This window comes from Actinoplanes sp. NPDC026619 (assembly GCF_040638295.1).
Lineage (GTDB): Bacteria > Actinomycetota > Actinomycetes > Mycobacteriales > Micromonosporaceae > Actinoplanes.
Genome location: NZ_JBEZYA010000023.1, coordinates 105,414 through 121,734 on the forward strand (window position 1 = coordinate 105,414; position 16,321 = coordinate 121,734).

A 16,321-nucleotide genomic window follows, 5' to 3' on the forward strand; every position below is an offset into this window, starting at 1 on the left:
CCGGCCGATGTTCCGGCCGGGCGGTCCGAACGGGTTCAACTGGACGGCGCGGTCTTCAACCAGCTCAGCGCGGCCTTGTGGTAGGCGACGGCGAACTCGAGGGCGGCGGAACCGTACGCGTCGCCGTTCTTCTTCGCCTCCTTCGCCTGCTCCTTGGCCATGGCCATGGCCTCGGCGTGATATTCGCTGGCGCCGGTGTAGAGCTCTTTGAGCTGTCCACCGCTGTGCTGCTCGCCGAAGGCGACGCGCAGGGCGACCGGGTTGCGCAGAGCGTCCCGGCCGGGAGCCTCGGCGAGCCAGCGGCTGAAGGCGCGCTTGCCGGAGGCGGTGATGGCGTAGGGCTGACTGGATCGGGGGCCGGGCTTGCCGAGCCGGACGAATCCCATGTCGGCGAGAACGGGCAATTCGCGGTAGACCTGGCTCCGCGTCATCGACCAGTAGGGCCCGAGGCGGCGTTCGGCAGCCGCCATGAGCTGTCCGCCGGTCATCGGCCCCTCGTGTAGCAGGCCGAGCAGCGCGGCAGCCGTGGGATTGATTTGAGTGTCGGGCATGCCTTCTACGCTGCCACTTTGTCGTGCCCACGTCCAGGATTTCGCCCGATCCGTCCAGTTTGCGTCTCCACAAACGACTGTCCCGCACAGACAGTCCGACCACGAGGGTCGAGACGGCGCGTTTAACCGGCGAGCAGCCATCTGACCAGCTAAAATGGTCCTAGCAAACCGGTCAGACGGCGATGCCGGGCAGCAACCGGACGAAAGCGTACGGACTGCCACTGATAAATGCCCTGAAGCCGACACTCAACCCATATGTGGATAGCGCCAGGAGACCGGCGGCTCGAAGGTCTCCTTGATGGTGCGTGGCGAGACCCAGCGCATCAGGTTCAGCACCGAACCGGCCTTGTCGTTGGTGCCGCTCCCCCGTGCTCCGCCGAACGGCTGCTGCCCGACCACGGCGCCGGTCGGCTTGTCGTTGATATAGAAATTGCCCGCCGTGAAGCGCAGCGCCCCGGCCGCCCGGTCGAGCACGGTGCGGTCGGTCGCGAAGATCGAACCGGTGAGCGCGTACTCCGACGCACCGTCGGCCTGGGCGAGCACCTCGTCGAACTTCTCGTCCGGGTAGACGTACACCGCGAGGATCGGACCGAAGTACTCGGTGCGGAACACCTCGTGCGCCGGGTCGCCACACTCGACCAGCGTCGGGGCCACGAACCAGCCCTCGGTGTCGTCCGCCGTCCCGCCGGCCAGCACCGTGCACGCGTCGCTGTTCTTGATCCGGTCGAGGGCGCCGGCCAGCTTCGCGAACGCCCGCGCGTCGATCACGGCGCCGCCGAACACGGCGGGGTCGGTGACATCGCCGTACGCCATCGAACTGACCGAAGCCGCCAGCCGGTCGCGCAGGCCGAAACCCACCCAGAGGCTCCGCGGGACGTAGGCCCGCGAGGCCGCGCTGCACTTCTGTCCCTGATATTCGAAGGCGCCGCGCAGCAACGCGGTGTGCAGCGCCTCCACATCGGCGCTCGGGTGCGCGACCACGAAGTCCTTGCCGCCGGTCTCGCCGACCAGCCGCGGGTAACTCCGGTAACGGTCGATGTTCGCGCCGACCGAGCGCCACAGGCCCTTGAACGTGGCGGTCGAGCCGGTGAAGTGGATGCCGGCCAGATCCGGATCGGCCAGCAGCACCTCGGAGGTCGCCAGGCCGTCCCCGGTGACCATGTTGATCACACCGGGCGGCAGACCGGCCGCCTCGAACAGGCGCATCGTGAAGTGCGCCGCGAACTGCTGCGTGGGCGACGGCTTCCAGATCACCGTGTTGCCCATCAGCGCCGGGGCGGACGGCAGGTTGCCGGCGATCGCGGTGAAGTTGAACGGGGTGATCGCGTAGACGAAGCCCTCCAGCGGGCGGTGGTCGAACCGGTTCCACACGCCCGGCGACGACTGCGGCTGCTCCTGCAGGATCTGCTCGCCGAAAGCGGCGTTGAACCGGAGGAAGTCGATCAGCTCGCAGGCCGCGTCGATCTCCGCCTGGTAGCAGGACTTCGACTGGCCCAGCACGGTGGCCGCGTTCAGCGTGTCCCGCCAGCTGCCGGCCAGCAGCTCGGCGGCGCGCAGGAAGATCGCGGCCCGCTCGGCGAAGGGCAGCGCTCGCCATTCGCGGGAGGCCGCCTTGGCCGCTGCCACCGCCGCGGTGGCGTCGGAAACGGTCGCGTTGCCGGTCCGGCCGAGCACCGCGTGGCGCCGGTGCGGCTGGACCACCTCGATCCCGGCCCCGCCGGCCATCGACTGCCGGCCCCCGATCGTCATCGTCAGGTCGGGACGGGCGTCGCGCAGATCGGCGATCCGGGCCTCGAGCGAGGCTCGCTCGGGGCTGCCCGGGCGGTAGTCGCGGACCGGCTCGTTGCGCGGAATGGGCACGGCGAACTGGGCGTCCATGGGTTACTCCTCGACATGGTGGTCAGCTGAGTAGATCCGGGCGCCGGGGTCGCCGGGGCCGGATTTCCTCATCCTCGCACCAGTCCCGGGCAGCCCGGACTCGCCGCGTACCCTGAGCCCCATGAGTGCCCAGGACACGACACCGGACGCCGAGCGTCCCTCGTCGAACGGTCTCCTGCTCGCGCTCGCCGCGCTGATCTGGCTGGCCGCCATGCTCTGGTCGGCACGTGCCTCGATCACCGGCCGGGCCGACGCCGAGATGGAAGTGACCTCGACGGCCTATGCGCTGCCGGGTGCGGTCTCGGCGGCGCTGGTCGCCGGCGCGGCCGTCGCTCTCGCGGTGATCAGCCGCTGGCCGTCCCTGGGCTCGACGATGCGGTTCGTGGTGGCCACCGGCACCGGGCTGCTGCTCGGCCTGGCCGGAGCGGCCACGATCGTCACGATCAACACCGAGGGCTGGATCTACGCCGTCGTCGGCGGCACCATCGCGGCCGCGGCCACCATCGGCGGCGCGCTCGCCGGTTTCCGCCAGGCCCGGGTGCTCGGCGCGGTCTGCTGGGCGGCGATGGGCGTGTTCCTGGTCGGGTTCGTGATCAACATCTTCCAGGACCAGGTGCTCAACGTCCTCGGCTCGGGCGACACCCAGGCGTCGCAGGCGAGCGCGGCCCAGTGGTTCACGTTCTGCCAGTCGCTGCTGTCCGGCCTGGCCGCCGGCCTGATCGGGTACAAGGTGCTGCGCCGCCGGGGCGCGGCCGTGCCGTGGCCGTTCTACGCGCTGGCCGGTGGCGGCCCCGGGCTCCTTCTCGTCATCGGCGAGGGGCTGACCCGCACGGCCGGCTCCCGGGTGCTCGACCTGGCCGGCAAGGTCAGCGAGCTGGAGACCGCGGTGCAGAGCATGCTCAGCGGCGCCCGCTTCAACAGCGCCCTGATCGTGCTGTTCGTGGGCGCGATCAGCGCGACGATCGCGATCGGCCGGACGATCCGCCCCGCCGCCGAGGAATCCGAGCCGGAGCCCGCCGCAATCGCCGACTAGGCGAGTTCGTCCAGCTCGGAGGCCGCGTACCACTCCAGTTCGTGGTCCTCGGCGCCATCGACCGTGAACTGGGCGTCCGGGTCGCCGGCCACCGCCTCCTCGACCACGTCGGCGGCCGCGGCCACCTGCTCGGCCGCGTCGGCGCCGTCCACATGGATCGACGCCACCTCCTTGAGCGACAGCGGCTGCGGCAGCCGGACGGTGCTCGAGCCCAGATCGACGTCCTCCCGGACCAGCGCGGTCGACGCCACGTCGGCGGAGACCACCACGCGCCGGCGCGGCGCCGACGGGTCGTGCCTCAGTAGTTGCAGCGCGGCCTGCGCGGCTCGGGTGAACGCGACGTACTCCAGTTCCTCCTCGTCGCCCTCCGCATACCACTCGCGGAGAGCCGGAGTGACCGCGTGCGCCTCGGTCGGACCGTTCCCCAGCTGCCCGGAGGCGCGCATGGCCGCGAGCATCGGCACGGTGGCCGGCACGTAGACCCGGACCAGATCGGTGATCGGCACGTCTCCTCCTGCGGTATGGACCGTCCCCGGTAGTACACCGCCGCAACGGCGCCGGGAAGGCTCATTCCATCAGTCGTGTCCGGATCGTGGCGCAGTGGCCCGTCAGCAGCCGCAGACGACGGTCAGCGGGTCGGCGTCGGCCTCGACCTCCCCCTGAGGCGTTCGCAGGGTGAGGCCCTCCCGGATCCAGTACTCGACGCCGCCGATCATCTCCTTCACCGGGTGGCCGGCCAGCGCGAACGCGAGCGCGGCCCGGGTGGCGCCGTTGCAGCCCGGCCCCCAGCAGTAGGTGACCACCGGCACGGCCGGGTCGAGCTCGCCCGCTCGCGCGACGATCTCCCCGGTGGGCATGTGCACGGCGCCGGGGATGTGCCCCTGCTGCCAGGCGGCCGCGCTGCGCGAGTCGATCAGCACGAAGCCGGGCTCCCCACTCGCGAGGGCGACGGACACGTCGGAGACGTCGGTCTGGAACTCGAGCCTGGCCGCGAAGAAAGCGCTAGCAGTGATCGTCATGCCGGAAACGCTACGGAGGATTTCACGGTGAAAAAAGTGGCCTTCGACGGCGATGCTTGCCGAACGCCGGGGAAAGCCCGGAAGATGGCTGCCATGACCGTGGACTTCACACCCGATGCCACCGACTGGCGGCTGCTCGCCGAGCTGCAGCGGGATGGCCGCGCCTCCTACGCCGAGCTGGCTCGCGCCGTGTCGATGTCGCCCAGCGCCGTGACCGAGCGGGTCCGCCGCCTGGAGGAGGCCGGCGTGATCACCGGTTACCGGGCCACGGTGGAGCCCGAACGCGTCGGCTTGACCGTGATGGCCTTCGTCCGCCTGCGTTACCCCACGGGCAACTATCGTCCGTTCCACGCCCTCCTGGAGTCGACTCCGGAGATCATCGAGGCCCATCACGTGACCGGCGAGGACTGCTTCATCCTCAAGGTGCTGACCCGCTCGATGCGCCACCTCGAGGAGGTGACCGGCCGCATCTCCGGCCTGGGCGCGGTGACCACCAGCGTCGTCTATTCCAGCCCGATGGCGGGCCGGGCCATCTCTGGTCAGCCCGTCTCCGGTCAGCCCGTCTCCGGTCAGCCCGTCTCCGGTCAGCCCGGGACGCCCACCGCCACCTCCCAGCAGTAGGCGCCCCGGGGGTCAGATGAGGCGCAGGGTCGTTGCCGACCACGCCTGCTGGTGCAGCTCCATGCGCAGGGCCATGGCCCACGTGCGGTCACCGGTCACCAGGGCCACCGCCGCCTCCACCGCGCCCGGCCGCGGCTCGCACAGCCGCAGGCGGATGACGGCCACCGGCGAGGGCCGCCGGGGTGGGCGGCGGGCCGGGTGCGCGGCCTTTCGCAGCTCGGCCACCCGGCGGGCGCCGGCCAGGCCCTGCGCCACCACGCCGGCCGCCTCCTCGGGCCGGGAGAACTGGCGCAGGTGGGCGGGTGGCCGATGACCGTTGAGCACCTCGACGCAGAGCCGCACGAAGCGATGCACGGCCAGCTTGGCCTCCTGGGACGCGCCGGCCACCACCGAGCGGGGCAACGGCGGCGGAGGCGGCGCGATCGGCCGCGGCGGCGGGGACGGCGGGGACGGCGACCAGTCGAAGGCCAGCTGGTGGGCGGTGGCCCAGACGGCCGGCTCGATCTCGTCGTCGAAGGGCGGCTCGCAGGGCGGGACCCGGCGGAGACTGATCGAGGGCCGCGACCCCCGTGGCGCGAGCCCGACCGTCCGTCTCATCTCGGCACCGCCAATCGCTTACGTTTGCCTACGTTTGCTTGTGACAGCGATTGTTCCCGGAGCAGTGACTTACGGTCAACGGCGCGATGCGAGACCTCGACCGATGCGAGAAGACGCCCAAACCGGGCGGCGGATCACTCCGGTTCGCGCTCGGTCAGCGGGTTGCCGCGCACCCACTCGGCGGTTTCCGCGTATTTCCGCTGGATGTATTCCTCCAGCTTGGCGCGCTCCACCCGCCACTGACCGCGGCCACCGACCTTGATCGCGGGCAGCTCACCGCTGCGGACCATGTGGTAGACCTGCGAATCCGACACGTTCAGCTCGGCGGCGACATCGGACATCAGCAGGAACCTCGGCTCGGCCACCAGATCCACCCCCTCGCTTGCGATCGGCTCAGTTTGCCACCGTTTGCCGTCACACAAAACGGCCCGCCGGCATCACGCCGACGGGCCGTTCCGGTGCGAACGATCAGACTGGTCCGGGCGCGCCGTGGCAGCGCTTGTACTTCTTGCCCGACCCGCAGTAACACGGGGCGTTGCGCGACGGGCCACCCGACTCGGCCTGCCCGGAGGCCCGGGTGCGGCCGGCGGCGTGCGCGGGCGAGGGCGGCACCGGCGAGTTGCCGTTTCCGAGGCCCAGCGCCGGCGCCTGCTGCTGCTGGATGACGGGAGCGCCGTCGCCGGCCTCGCCGTCGATCGCGGGCGCGGTGTACTGCAGGTTCTGCGGACGGCGAGCGTTGCCGCCGAGGCCCTTGGCCCGCACCTCGACCCGGTCGGACTCGGTCGCGTTGTCGCCGGTCAGCACCCCGCCGGCCGGCAGCGGCACGGCCTTGCTCGGGTCGACGACGACGTTGGGCGACTCCTCGACCTGAACCTCCAGGTTGAAGACGAACCCGACCGCTTCCTCCTTGATGCCCTCCATCATCTGGTTGAACATGTCGAAGCCCTCGCGCTGGTACTCCACGACCGGGTCGCGCTGCGCGTAGGCCCGCAGGCTGATGCCCTCCTGCAGGTAGTCCATCTCGTAGAGGTGCTCGCGCCACTTGCGGTCGATCACCGCCAGCAGGACCTGACGCTCGAGCTCGCGGATCGCCTCGGCGCCGAGTTCCTCCTCGCGCGAGACGTAGGCCTCGGCGGCGTCGTCCTTGAGCTGCTGAACCAGGAACTCCTGGTCGATGGTGCCGCGCTCGCCGCCGGACTCCTCGATGATGTCCTCGATGGTGAGCTTCACCGGGTAGAGCTGGCGCAGGTTGGTCCACAGCTGGTCGAGGTCCCAGTCCTCGGCGTAACCGTCCGAGGTGGCGGTGAGCACGATGTCACCGATCACGTCGTCGATCATGTGCAGGACCTGCTCGTGCATGTCCTCGCCGTCGAGCACGCGCTTGCGCTCGGCGTAGATGACCTGGCGCTGCTTGTTGAGCACCTCGTCGTACTTCAGGACGTTCCGGCGGATCTCGGCGTTCTGGCCCTCGATCTGGGTCTGCGCGCTGCGGATCTGCCGGGTCACCATCTTGGACTCGATCGGCACATCCTCGGGGATGTTGAACCGCTCCATGACAGCCTCGACCGCACCGGCCCGGAACCGCTTCATCAGGTCGTCCTGCAGCGACAGGTAGAAGCGGGACTCGCCCGGGTCACCCTGCCGGCCGGAGCGGCCGCGAAGCTGGTTGTCGATGCGCCGGGAGTCGTGCCGCTCGGTGCCCAGGACGTAGAGCCCGCCCGCCGCGGTGACCTCGGCCGCCTCGACTTCGCAGGCTTCCTTCCAGGTGGGCAGGACCTCCTCGAGCGCCTTCGCATACTCCTCCGGGCTCTCCTCCGGGTCGAGACCGCGCTGGTGCAGCTCGGCCGAGGCGAGGAACTCGGGGTTGCCGCCGAGCAGGATGTCGGTGCCGCGGCCGGCCATGTTGGTGGCGACCGTGACACCGCCCTTGCGGCCGGCCTGCGCGATGATCGTGGCTTCCTGCGCGTGGAACTTCGCGTTCAGCACCGAGTGCGGGATGCCGCGGCGGCGCAGCAGGGTGGAGAGGATCTCGGAGTTTTCCACCGAGACCGTGCCGACGAGCACCGGCTGGCCGGTGGCGTGCCGCTCGGCGATGTCCTCGATGACCGCGTTGAACTTGGCCTTCTCGGTCTTGTAGATGACATCGGGGTGGTCGATGCGGATCATCGGCCGGTGGGTCGGGATGCTCACGACGCCGACCTTGTAGACCTTGTTGAACTCACCGGCCTCGGTCTGCGCCGTACCAGTCATGCCGCCGAGCTTCTCGTACAGCCGGAAGTAGTTCTGCAGGGTGACGGTCGCCAGGGTCTGATTTTCCTGCTTGACCTCGACGCCCTCCTTGGCCTCGATGGCCTGGTGCATGCCCTCGTTGTAGCGGCGGCCGTGCAGGATGCGACCGGTGAACTCGTCGACGATGAGGACCTCTCCGCCCTCGTTGACGATGTAGTCCTTGTCGCGCTTGTAGAGCTCCTTGGCCTTGATGGCGTTGTTCAGGTAGCCCACCAGCGGGGTGTTCACCGACTCGTAGAGGTTGTCGATGCCGAGCCGGTCCTCGACCCGCGACACGCCGCGCTCGGTGATCGCGACGGTGCGCTTGGCCTCGTCGACCTCGTAGTCGCCCTCGCCGTCCTTGCCCTTCTGCATGCGGCTGACCAACGCGGCGAACTCGCCGTACCACCGGGCGGAGTGCTCGGCCGGGCCGGAGATGATCAGCGGGGTGCGGGCCTCGTCGATCAGGATCGAGTCGACCTCGTCGACGATCGCGAAGTGGTGGCCGCGCTGCACCAGCTCGTCCTTCGACCATGCCATGTTGTCGCGCAGGTAGTCGAAGCCGAACTCGTTGTTGGTGCCGTACGTGATGTCGCACTCGTAGGCGGCGCGGTGCTCGACCGAGGGCCGGTTCGGCAGGATCACGCCGACCTGCAGGCCGAGGAAGACATGCACCCGCCCGACCCACTCGGCGTCACGCTGGGCGAGGTAGTCGTTCACCGTGATGATGTGCACGCCCTTGCCGCTCAACGCGTTGAGGTAGGCCGGGAACACACCGGTCAGGGTCTTGCCCTCACCGGTCTTCATCTCCGGGATGTTGCCGAAGTGCAGCGCGGCGCCGCCCATCAGCTGGACGTCGTAGGCGCGCTGGCCGAGCACCCGCTTGGCGCCCTCACGCGCCACGGCGAACGCTTCGGGCAGCAGGGAGTCGAGGGACTCGCCGTCCGCGTAGCGCTCCTTGAACGACTCGGTGCACTCACGCAACTCGTCGTCGGTGAGGTCGACGTAGTCTTCCTCGATCGAGTTGACCGCGTCCGCGATCGCCTTGAGCCGGCGCACCATGCGGCCTTCGCCGGCGCGTAGGACCTTTTCCAATATCGACACGGGTCAGCGCTCCCCTAGACAGTTTGCTCGACCATCGTAGGCACCCTCCCGCGGAAGCTGTGACCCGAGCCTCCGGTTAACCGCACAAAGGGCGCGAAACGGGGCAGTAAGTTCGCTCAGAGCGCAGCGTTTCCGGCAGGATTACCCACGAAAACGGCACTATCTGGAGGCGATTTGAGTATCACCGTGGAGATCACCGGGATCGGCGTGCGTCTACGGGCATATCGCCCGGACGACGTCGAGGCGGTGGCCGCCGGTTACGACGATCCGCTCTGCTTCCGCTTCCTGCCGCCGCTGCCCTCACCGTTCACCGTAGCCCACGCCGAACGCTTCCTCTCCGAGGGCGTGACCTCGGTGTTTGCCGACGGCGGGGTGGTCTACGCGATCGCCGATCCGGAGACCGACGAGGTGCTCGGTGGCATCGGTTTCGACAAGGTGGTGCCGAGCCGCGGCCAGGCCGAGATCGGCTACTGGGTCGCCTCCTGGGCACGCGGCCGGGGTGTGGCAACCGCGGCGGTACGCGCCCTGAGCGCGCACGCCCTCGGCGCCGGCCTCGCCCGCCTCGAGCTACTCACCCATTGGGACAATCCGGCGAGTCAGCGTGTCGCGCTCGCCGCGGGCTATCAACGCGAGGGAGTACGCCGCGAGGCGCTGCCCGGCCGGGACGGTGGCCGCGAGGATCTGGTCGCGTTCACCCGGCTGGCCGGCGACTCCGGCGAACCGATCCCCCGGCTGCTGCCCGACCTGCCCGGCGGCGAACTGGGCGACGGGGTCGTGACGCTGCGCCCGCTCGGCCCGGAGGACACCCCCTTCACGCTCACGCTGCGCGGCCTGCCCGAGGTCTGGCAGACCAGCGTGCCGCCGATCCCGCCCACCCTGGCCGAGATCCGGCAGCGCTGTTCCCGGGCGCCGGCACACTGGCTGGCCGGCACCCGGGCCGAAATGGTGATCGTGGACGCGGCCACCGGCACACCGGCCGGCGAGATCGCGCTCTTCTACCAGGAGCCGGTCACCGGGCAGGCCATGATCGGGTACAGCATGCTGCCGGCGTTCCGCGGCCGCGGCCTTGCGACGCGGGCGGCCCAACTGGTCGCGTTGTGGGCGTTCGCGGAAACGGACGTCGCCCGCCTCATCGCGGGAACGCTTCCGACGAACGTGGGATCGCAGCGGGTGCTCGAGAAGGCCGGGTTCCATCGCGAGGCGTACCTCAAATCGCGCCTGCCCGGCCCGGACGGCACGCGAGTGGACGACGTCGAGTTCGTCCTCCTCGCCGAGGACCTCCTGACCGAAGGCCCCCGGCTTGATGGCTGAGACCGCTAGGCGGGGGTCTCGAGCGACAAAATGCCGTAGTCGTAGCCGCGGCGTCGATAGACGACGCTGGGGCGGCCGCTGTCCTTGTCCAGGAACAGGTAGAAGTCGTGGCCGACGAGCTCCATCTGGAAGAGGGCGTCATCGACGGTCATCGGGTCGGCGGGGTGTTCCTTCTCCCGCACGATGCGCCACGGCTGGTCCTCGGGGTGCTCCGCGAGGGCGGTGGCGACGGATGAGTGCTCCTCGGCCGGTTGGGCCACGGTGAGGTCGGTCGGCAGGCCGGCGGTGGCGGCGGCCACCGAGACAGGCGCGTGCCGCCCGCGGTGGACCCGGCGGCGGTCGGCCGAACGGCTCAACCTTCCGTCGAGTTTGGTGATGGCGAGGTCCAGGGCTGCGTAGAAGTCTTTCGCGCAGGCCTCGGCCCGAACGACGGGGCCTCTGGTCATGACGGTGATCTCAACGCGCTGGCAGGTGTCGGCCTGGCGCGGATTGCGTTCGTGGAACAGTTCCACATCGGCCCGGATCAGCTTCTGGTCGTAGCGTTCGACCTTGCTCAGCTTCTCGGCGACGTGCTCCCGATAGTGGTCGGGAACCTCTACGTTGCGGCCCTTGACGACAATGTCCACTCGTGACCTCCCCCAACGTTTCTGTTCTGCGGGCGCCCTGATCGACGGGTGCCGGGGGCGCCGAAATGCGACGCGCTGATGATGTGCGGAGACACCGGTTGCCAGGCTCAGATCTTGAGGCTCACGCGGCGTGACCGATCGCGAATGAGACGACTCCTTTCCGGTGGCGTCCGATGCGGGTGACCCGCGCTCTCCCGGTGGGCGGATAAGCCAGCTCGCTTACCCTCGTCACCAAGACGCTAACGTGCCGATGCTCCCGCGTCACCCCTCGTTTCGGATAGCTAATCCCTGACCTTTGGCCCTTTCGGTACCTCTGGCCAGTAACTAGGAGAAACTCCCCCGCGCCGCTCGTCGCAGCCGGGTCGCGGCGAGGACCGCAGCGCCGGTGACCTGCATGTCCGCCTCCCTCAGGCGACGCGTCACCGCGGCCAGCGTGGCCCCGGTCGTGACGATGTCGTCGACCACCACCAGCGTGCCTCCCGGCGGCGTCGCGCGTCGGCGAAACCCGATCAGAGTGGATCGGATTCGCAGCGAACTCTCAGCCGCCGCACGGCGCTCTGCGGCCGAAAGTGACGCTGAGTCAGGCCTCGGCAACGCTCGCAGTGGCCGGACCACGCCAGCGTCCCAACCGGCCCCGCGCAGCCGACGCACCGCCTGTCCGGCCAGGCGTGCCAGGTGATCGCCGCCCCGCTCGCGCATCGCGGCAGCGGTCGACGGCACCGTGATCAGAGTGACCGGACGGCCGCGCGGCGCGAGCTCGGCGACCGCCGCGGCGAGCAGCATTCCCAGCGGCCGGGCGAGCCGGTGCCGGCCGCGCTCCTTGTACGCGAGCAGAGCGCCCCGCAACGGCCCCTGATACGTCCCCACGGCCACGCAACGGGGCAGGTCGGGTGGCGGTGGGGTCGGCGCCGTCCGGAACGGCCGCAGCGCCTCCAGGAGCGCCACGCAGCCGGCGCACATCCCATATCGCAACGGCACCCGCTCGGCGGCGCAACCGGCGCACGGCGACGGCAGCACCAGGCCGGCAAGATCGGCGAGGAGCGTGAGCGGCATCAGAGCAGCGCCAGTCGCATCAGAGTGGGGTCAGTCGCATCAGAGCGGGGTCAGTCGCATCAGCGGGGTCAGTCCAGGAAGAAGGGCGCGGTCGGGGTGACTCCCGCCTGCGGCGTCACGGCTGGGCCGGCCAGGTCGGCTGCGGTGATCTTGATCGGCTCGCCGAGCACGTCCCAGGCGTCGCCCGCGGTCTCGTACGACTCGGAGTCCGAGTTCTGCTCGGGCGACAGCGGGTTCGCCGGGTACGCCGTGAGATCGGTGACCGTCTCCTTGCCGATGTCGGTGAGCCGCGGATAGGTCAGCGCGCCGTCGATCGACACGTCCATCACCGCGGACCGCCCGTCGGCCCGGGTGCCGGCCACCGCGAGATAGGTCTCGCTGCTCCAGGCGACCGCCGCGACACTGCTGAAGTTCGGCGGCAGCAGCGTCTCCGGCGCGCTCATCGACAGCGTGTCGCCGCCGGTGTCCAGCACCGTGCGGTAGAGCTTGCCGCCGGCCACCAGCGCGACCCGGTAGCCGTCCGGCGCCACCGAGATCGCCCGGATCGCCCCCGGGTTGCCCTGCCAGTCGACCGGCGCCGACTTACCGCCGACCCCGAAGCTGTACAGCTTGCCGCCCACCGTGACCAGGCCGATCGCGCCGCCGGGGTCGTTGTCCGGGGTGACCGCCCAGACCGGCCGCCCGACCTCGCCGGTGATCCCGGCGACGTCCACCAGGTCGCTCTGCTGGCCGGTGCGGGCCACGGCCACCCGCAGCTTGCGGCTCTTGCCGGTGCCGGTCACCGCGGCGAAGTAGGTGTGGGTGGCCGAGGCGCTGATCGCGGCGGCCGAGAAACCCTTGTTGTCGGCGATCTTGACCACCGGCACGGCCTCGCCCGACTGCGGCGACGAGGCGAGCCGGCGGATGGTGCCGCTGTAGATCACGAAGCGCTCCGGCTGGTCGACCAGCCGGGACGCGACGTTGCTGTCCTGGTAGTCGAGGCCGGAATAGCCGACCGGGTCCTGGTTGCCGATCTTGAGTTGGAGGGTGCGCGTGATGAGCTCGCCCAGGGACCACTGCAACTGCCGGCGTAACCGTTCGAGCGCCTTGCCGTCGCCGGACGGCACGGCCTGGGCGCTGAGCGTGACCTGCAGCGTGTCACCGGCGGCGGCGGGCACGTTGTCCGGCGCGGTGGTGCCGTTCGGCAGGCCTCGCGCGCTGTCGCCCAGCCAGGAGGCCGGCCCGTTCACCAGCCAGTTGAGGATCGTGGTCGGCTGCTGCACCCGGGGCACGCTGCGCGGCATGTACCGCATGTCGGGGATCAGCCCGGTGTTGTCGCTGTTCCAGAAGTAGATCGTGCGGCGCAGGAAGAACTTCTCCAGGGCGGTGTCGGTCAGCAGCAGGACGTGCTGCTGCTGCACGTCGGTGACGAAGAAGCCGGACTGACCGGCGATCGGGCTGACCTTCAGTTTGTATTCCGCGGGCTTCGACTCCGGCGCCGACTCCAGCACGCCGTTGCTCTTCAGCGTGCCGACCTGCAGCGCGCTGAACGAGACCTCGGGGTCGCCCGGGGTGTAGAGCAGGTCGTTGGTCAGCCGGATCACCCGGATGTCCGGGCCGGCCTCGAACCCGACCTTGGCGTCGTCGGAGAGGAACGCCTTGACCCGGTTGAGCGCGTTCTCCGGATCGCCCGCCGCCGCCTGCAGGTAGTTGGTCACCAGCGTCGCGGGGTCGTTGGCGGCCTGCCGGGTGGGCGGTTCCGAGGGCTGGTCGTCGTTACCGGCGGCGAACCCGGCGGACGGCCCGGCGCCGATCACCCGCACATCGGTGTCATCGGGGATGCCACAGCCGCCGGCCAGCAGCGCGAGCGCGGCCGCGAGGACGAGAAAACGGCGCACTAGACCACCTCGGACGTCTCGTCGGCGGCGGCGATCGCCCGGTCCCGCGGGATCAGCGGCAGCGGCGCCGCGAGCAACCGGTCGCCGGAGCGGACCGGGAGCGTGAGCCGGAACTGAGCGCCCTCGCCGGGCGCGCCCCAGGCCTCCAGCCAGCCGCCGTGCAGCCGGGCGTCCTCGGCGCTGATCGACAGGCCGAGGCCGGTGCCACCGGTCTGCCGGGCCCGGGACGGGTCGGCCCGCCAGAACCGGTTGAAGACCAGGCGCTCCTCGCCGGGCTTGAGGCCGATGCCGTGGTCGCGCACGGTCATCGCGACGGCCGCCTCGTCGCAGGCCAGCGTGATCTGCACCGGGCGGCTCTCGCCGTGCTCGACGGCGTTGCCGACCAGGTTGCGCAGCACCCGCTCGATCCGGCGCGGGTCGACCTCGGCGATCACCGGCTCGTCCGGCACGCGCAGCTCGAGGGTGACGCCGACCCGGTCGGCCAGGCCGCTGAGCCGGTCGGCGACCCGGTGCACGATCGGGACCAGGTCGGTGTGCTCGGCGTCCAGGGCGGCGAAGCCGGCGTCGAACCGGCTGATCTCCAGCAGGTCGGTCAGCAGGCTCTCGAAGCGGTCCAGCTCGGCCTGCAGCAGCTCGGCGGAGCGGGCCACGGCCGGGTCGAACTCCTCGCGCTCGGAGAAGATCAGGTCGGCGGCCATCCGCACGGTGGTGAGCGGGGTGCGCAGCTCGTGCGACACGTCCGAGGTGAATCGGCGTTGCAGCCGGGACATCTCCTCGAGGCGCACGATCTGCCGCTGCAGGTTGGCCGCCATCTGGTTGAACGACGCCGCGAGCAGGGCCAGGTCGTCCTCGCCGTCCACCTTCATGCGCTGGTCGAGCAGGCCGGCCGAGAGCCGCTGGGCGGTGCGCGAGGCGTCCCGCACCGGGAGCACGACCAGGCGGGTGACCAGGCCGGCCACCACGCCGAGCAGGATGACCAGGGCCAGGCCGGTGACCAGCACGGTGGTGCGGATCTGGTTGGCCGCGCTGTCCTCGGTGGTCAGCGGCACGAGGTAATAGAGCTCGACGTGGCCGAAGCTGGTCGGCACCGGCGAGCCCCACACCAGGAACTTGATCTGCCGGCCGCCCACCTCGGCGGTGCGGACCTGCTCGGCGACCTTGGAGTCGTGGGAGACCGCACGAATCATGTCGGCGGTGATCAGGTCGGAGGTGTCCATGTTCGCCGAGGTGGCCGGGTCGATCTCGGTGAACTGGTCGGCGCGCAGGGACACCACCGACCCGCCGGACTCGGCCGGGTCGTCGTCGGCCAGCACGTTCACCGTGGTGTCGACGGTGTTCTGCAGGAGTGGGTCGCGCGCCTGCAGAACAATGCTCAGCTGGGAGGACGCGTATTTGACCTTGCTGGCCATGGACGACTGGGCCTCGTCCTGCGCGCGGTTGAGCAGGATGTTGGCGCTGCGCTGGGCCACGAAGAAGCCGAACGCGCCGACCAGCAGGCTGGAGGCGATGAGGGTGAGCGCCACCACCCGCAGTTGCAGGGAGCGGCGCCACTGACGGCGGGCCGGCGCGACGAACCGATCGAACCGGCGGGTGGCCACGCGGAAGTACCGCCGGAGCACCCGCAGGGTGCGCCGCACGGGCATCGGAAGCCAGGCCGGGGCACGCACGCGGAAAGGTTAGCCCGTCCGGGCGATCACCCGGTGCCCGCCTTGTAGCCGACCCCACGGACGGTAAGGATGATCTCCGGCCGTTCCGGGTCCGGCTCGATCTTTGCCCGCAGCCGCTGGACGTGCACGTTCACCAGCCGGGTGTCGGCCGCGTGCCGGTAACCCCAGACCTGCTCGAGCAGCACCTCGCGGGTGAACACCTGCCGCGGTTTGCGGGCGAGCGCGACCAGCAGGTCGAACTCGAGCGGGGTCAGCTTGACCTCTTCGTCGTCGCGGGACACGGTGTGCGCCGGGACGTCGATGGTGATCTGGTTGCCGGGCGGCCCGATGGTGAGCGTCTCGGGCGCCGCGTCCTCGCCCCGGCGAAGACGGGCGCGCATCCGCGCGACCAGCTCCTTGGGCTTGAACGGCTTGACCACGTAGTCGTCGGCACCGGACTCGAGACCGAGCACGACGTCGACGGTGTCGCTCTTGGCGGTGAGCATGACGATCGGGATGCCGGACTCGGCGCGGATCGCCCGGGCCACGTCGATGCCGCTCATGCCGGGCAGCATGAGGTCGAGCAGGACGATGTCCGGCCGGCTTTCCCGGAAAGCGGCCAGGGCGCGTTCGCCGTCGGCGACGAAGGAGGGCAGGAAACCCTCGCTACGCAGAACGATGCCGAGCATCTCGGCCAACGCTGGGTCGTCATCGACGACGAGTACCCGGGCTCTCAT

The 16,321-nt window shown here is 70.3% G+C and carries 15 protein-coding genes; 3 read left to right on the forward strand and 12 right to left on the reverse strand.

Going from position 1 to position 16,321, the window contains the following annotated elements; all coding sequences use genetic code 11:
• Positions 1–35: 35 nt before the first annotated feature.
• Together AB0E90_RS38300 and pruA are read right to left on the reverse strand one after the other, a co-directional pair.
• Complete coding sequence (locus tag AB0E90_RS38300) at positions 36–551, reverse strand: PadR family transcriptional regulator (protein ID WP_360416823.1); 516 nt, start codon at positions 549–551, stop codon at positions 36–38.
• 246 nt (positions 552–797) lie between these two features.
• Positions 798–2,429 (reverse strand): L-glutamate gamma-semialdehyde dehydrogenase, encoded by a 1,632-nt coding sequence (gene pruA, locus AB0E90_RS38305; RefSeq protein ID WP_360416825.1) that lies wholly within the window; start codon positions 2,427–2,429, stop codon positions 798–800.
• 121 nt (positions 2,430–2,550) lie between these two features.
• Here pruA and AB0E90_RS38310 point away from each other — a divergent pair, with 121 nt between their 5' ends.
• Positions 2,551–3,462, forward strand: coding sequence for a hypothetical protein (locus AB0E90_RS38310; RefSeq protein WP_360416827.1), 912 nt, complete (start codon positions 2,551–2,553; stop codon positions 3,460–3,462).
• Here AB0E90_RS38310 and AB0E90_RS38315 read toward each other — a convergent pair.
• The gene (locus AB0E90_RS38315) at positions 3,459–3,920 is read right to left on the reverse strand and encodes a hypothetical protein (RefSeq protein WP_360416942.1); all 462 of its coding nucleotides are present in this window, start codon (positions 3,918–3,920) and stop codon (positions 3,459–3,461) included. The genes AB0E90_RS38310 and AB0E90_RS38315 overlap by 4 nt on opposite strands.
• A 150-nt stretch (positions 3,921–4,070) precedes the next feature.
• The gene (locus AB0E90_RS38320) at positions 4,071–4,481 is read right to left on the reverse strand and encodes a rhodanese-like domain-containing protein (protein ID WP_360416829.1); all 411 of its coding nucleotides are present in this window, start codon (positions 4,479–4,481) and stop codon (positions 4,071–4,073) included.
• A gap of 93 nt (positions 4,482–4,574) precedes the next feature.
• Between AB0E90_RS38320 and AB0E90_RS38325 the strand changes: the two genes are divergently transcribed.
• The gene (locus AB0E90_RS38325; RefSeq protein ID WP_360416831.1) at positions 4,575–5,102 is read left to right on the forward strand and encodes an Lrp/AsnC family transcriptional regulator; all 528 of its coding nucleotides are present in this window, start codon (positions 4,575–4,577) and stop codon (positions 5,100–5,102) included.
• A gap of 12 nt (positions 5,103–5,114) precedes the next feature.
• On the opposite strand, the gene AB0E90_RS38330 is transcribed toward AB0E90_RS38325, so the two are convergent.
• From AB0E90_RS38330 to secA, 3 genes are all read right to left on the reverse strand, one after another.
• Entirely contained in the window at positions 5,115–5,699 is a 585-nt protein-coding gene (locus tag AB0E90_RS38330; protein WP_360416833.1) for an Rv3235 family protein, read from the reverse strand.
• Between the two features lie 134 nt (positions 5,700–5,833).
• Entirely contained in the window at positions 5,834–6,064 is a 231-nt protein-coding gene (locus AB0E90_RS38335) for a helix-turn-helix domain-containing protein (protein WP_360416835.1), read from the reverse strand.
• A 103-nt stretch (positions 6,065–6,167) separates the two neighbouring features.
• Positions 6,168–9,071, reverse strand: coding sequence for a preprotein translocase subunit SecA (secA, locus tag AB0E90_RS38340; protein WP_360416837.1), 2,904 nt, complete (start codon positions 9,069–9,071; stop codon positions 6,168–6,170).
• 180 nt (positions 9,072–9,251) lie between these two features.
• On the opposite strand from secA, the gene AB0E90_RS38345 reads away from it, so the two are divergent.
• Entirely contained in the window at positions 9,252–10,382 is a 1,131-nt protein-coding gene (locus AB0E90_RS38345; protein WP_360416944.1) for a GNAT family N-acetyltransferase, read from the forward strand.
• A gap of 5 nt (positions 10,383–10,387) precedes the next feature.
• Here AB0E90_RS38345 and raiA read toward each other — a convergent pair whose 3' ends face one another.
• The 5 genes from raiA to mtrA form a co-directional block, all read right to left on the reverse strand.
• On the reverse strand, positions 10,388–11,008 hold the full coding sequence (raiA, locus tag AB0E90_RS38350; protein WP_360416839.1) for a ribosome-associated translation inhibitor RaiA: 621 nt from the start codon (positions 11,006–11,008) through the stop codon (positions 10,388–10,390).
• 324 nt (positions 11,009–11,332) lie between these two features.
• Complete coding sequence (locus tag AB0E90_RS38355; protein ID WP_360416841.1) at positions 11,333–12,061, reverse strand: phosphoribosyltransferase family protein; 729 nt, start codon at positions 12,059–12,061, stop codon at positions 11,333–11,335.
• A 68-nt stretch (positions 12,062–12,129) separates the two neighbouring features.
• Positions 12,130–13,938 (reverse strand): LpqB family beta-propeller domain-containing protein, encoded by a 1,809-nt coding sequence (locus AB0E90_RS38360; RefSeq protein WP_360416843.1) that lies wholly within the window; start codon positions 13,936–13,938, stop codon positions 12,130–12,132.
• A complete protein-coding gene (gene mtrB / locus AB0E90_RS38365; protein ID WP_360416946.1) occupies positions 13,938–15,581 on the reverse strand; it encodes an MtrAB system histidine kinase MtrB in 1,644 nt (547 codons plus the stop codon). The genes AB0E90_RS38360 and mtrB overlap by 1 nt, the downstream gene beginning before the upstream one ends.
• Positions 15,582–15,631: 50 nt before the next feature.
• Positions 15,632–16,321: an MtrAB system response regulator MtrA gene (mtrA, locus tag AB0E90_RS38370; RefSeq protein ID WP_360416845.1), complete on the reverse strand. Its 690-nt coding sequence runs from the start codon at positions 16,319–16,321 to the stop codon at positions 15,632–15,634.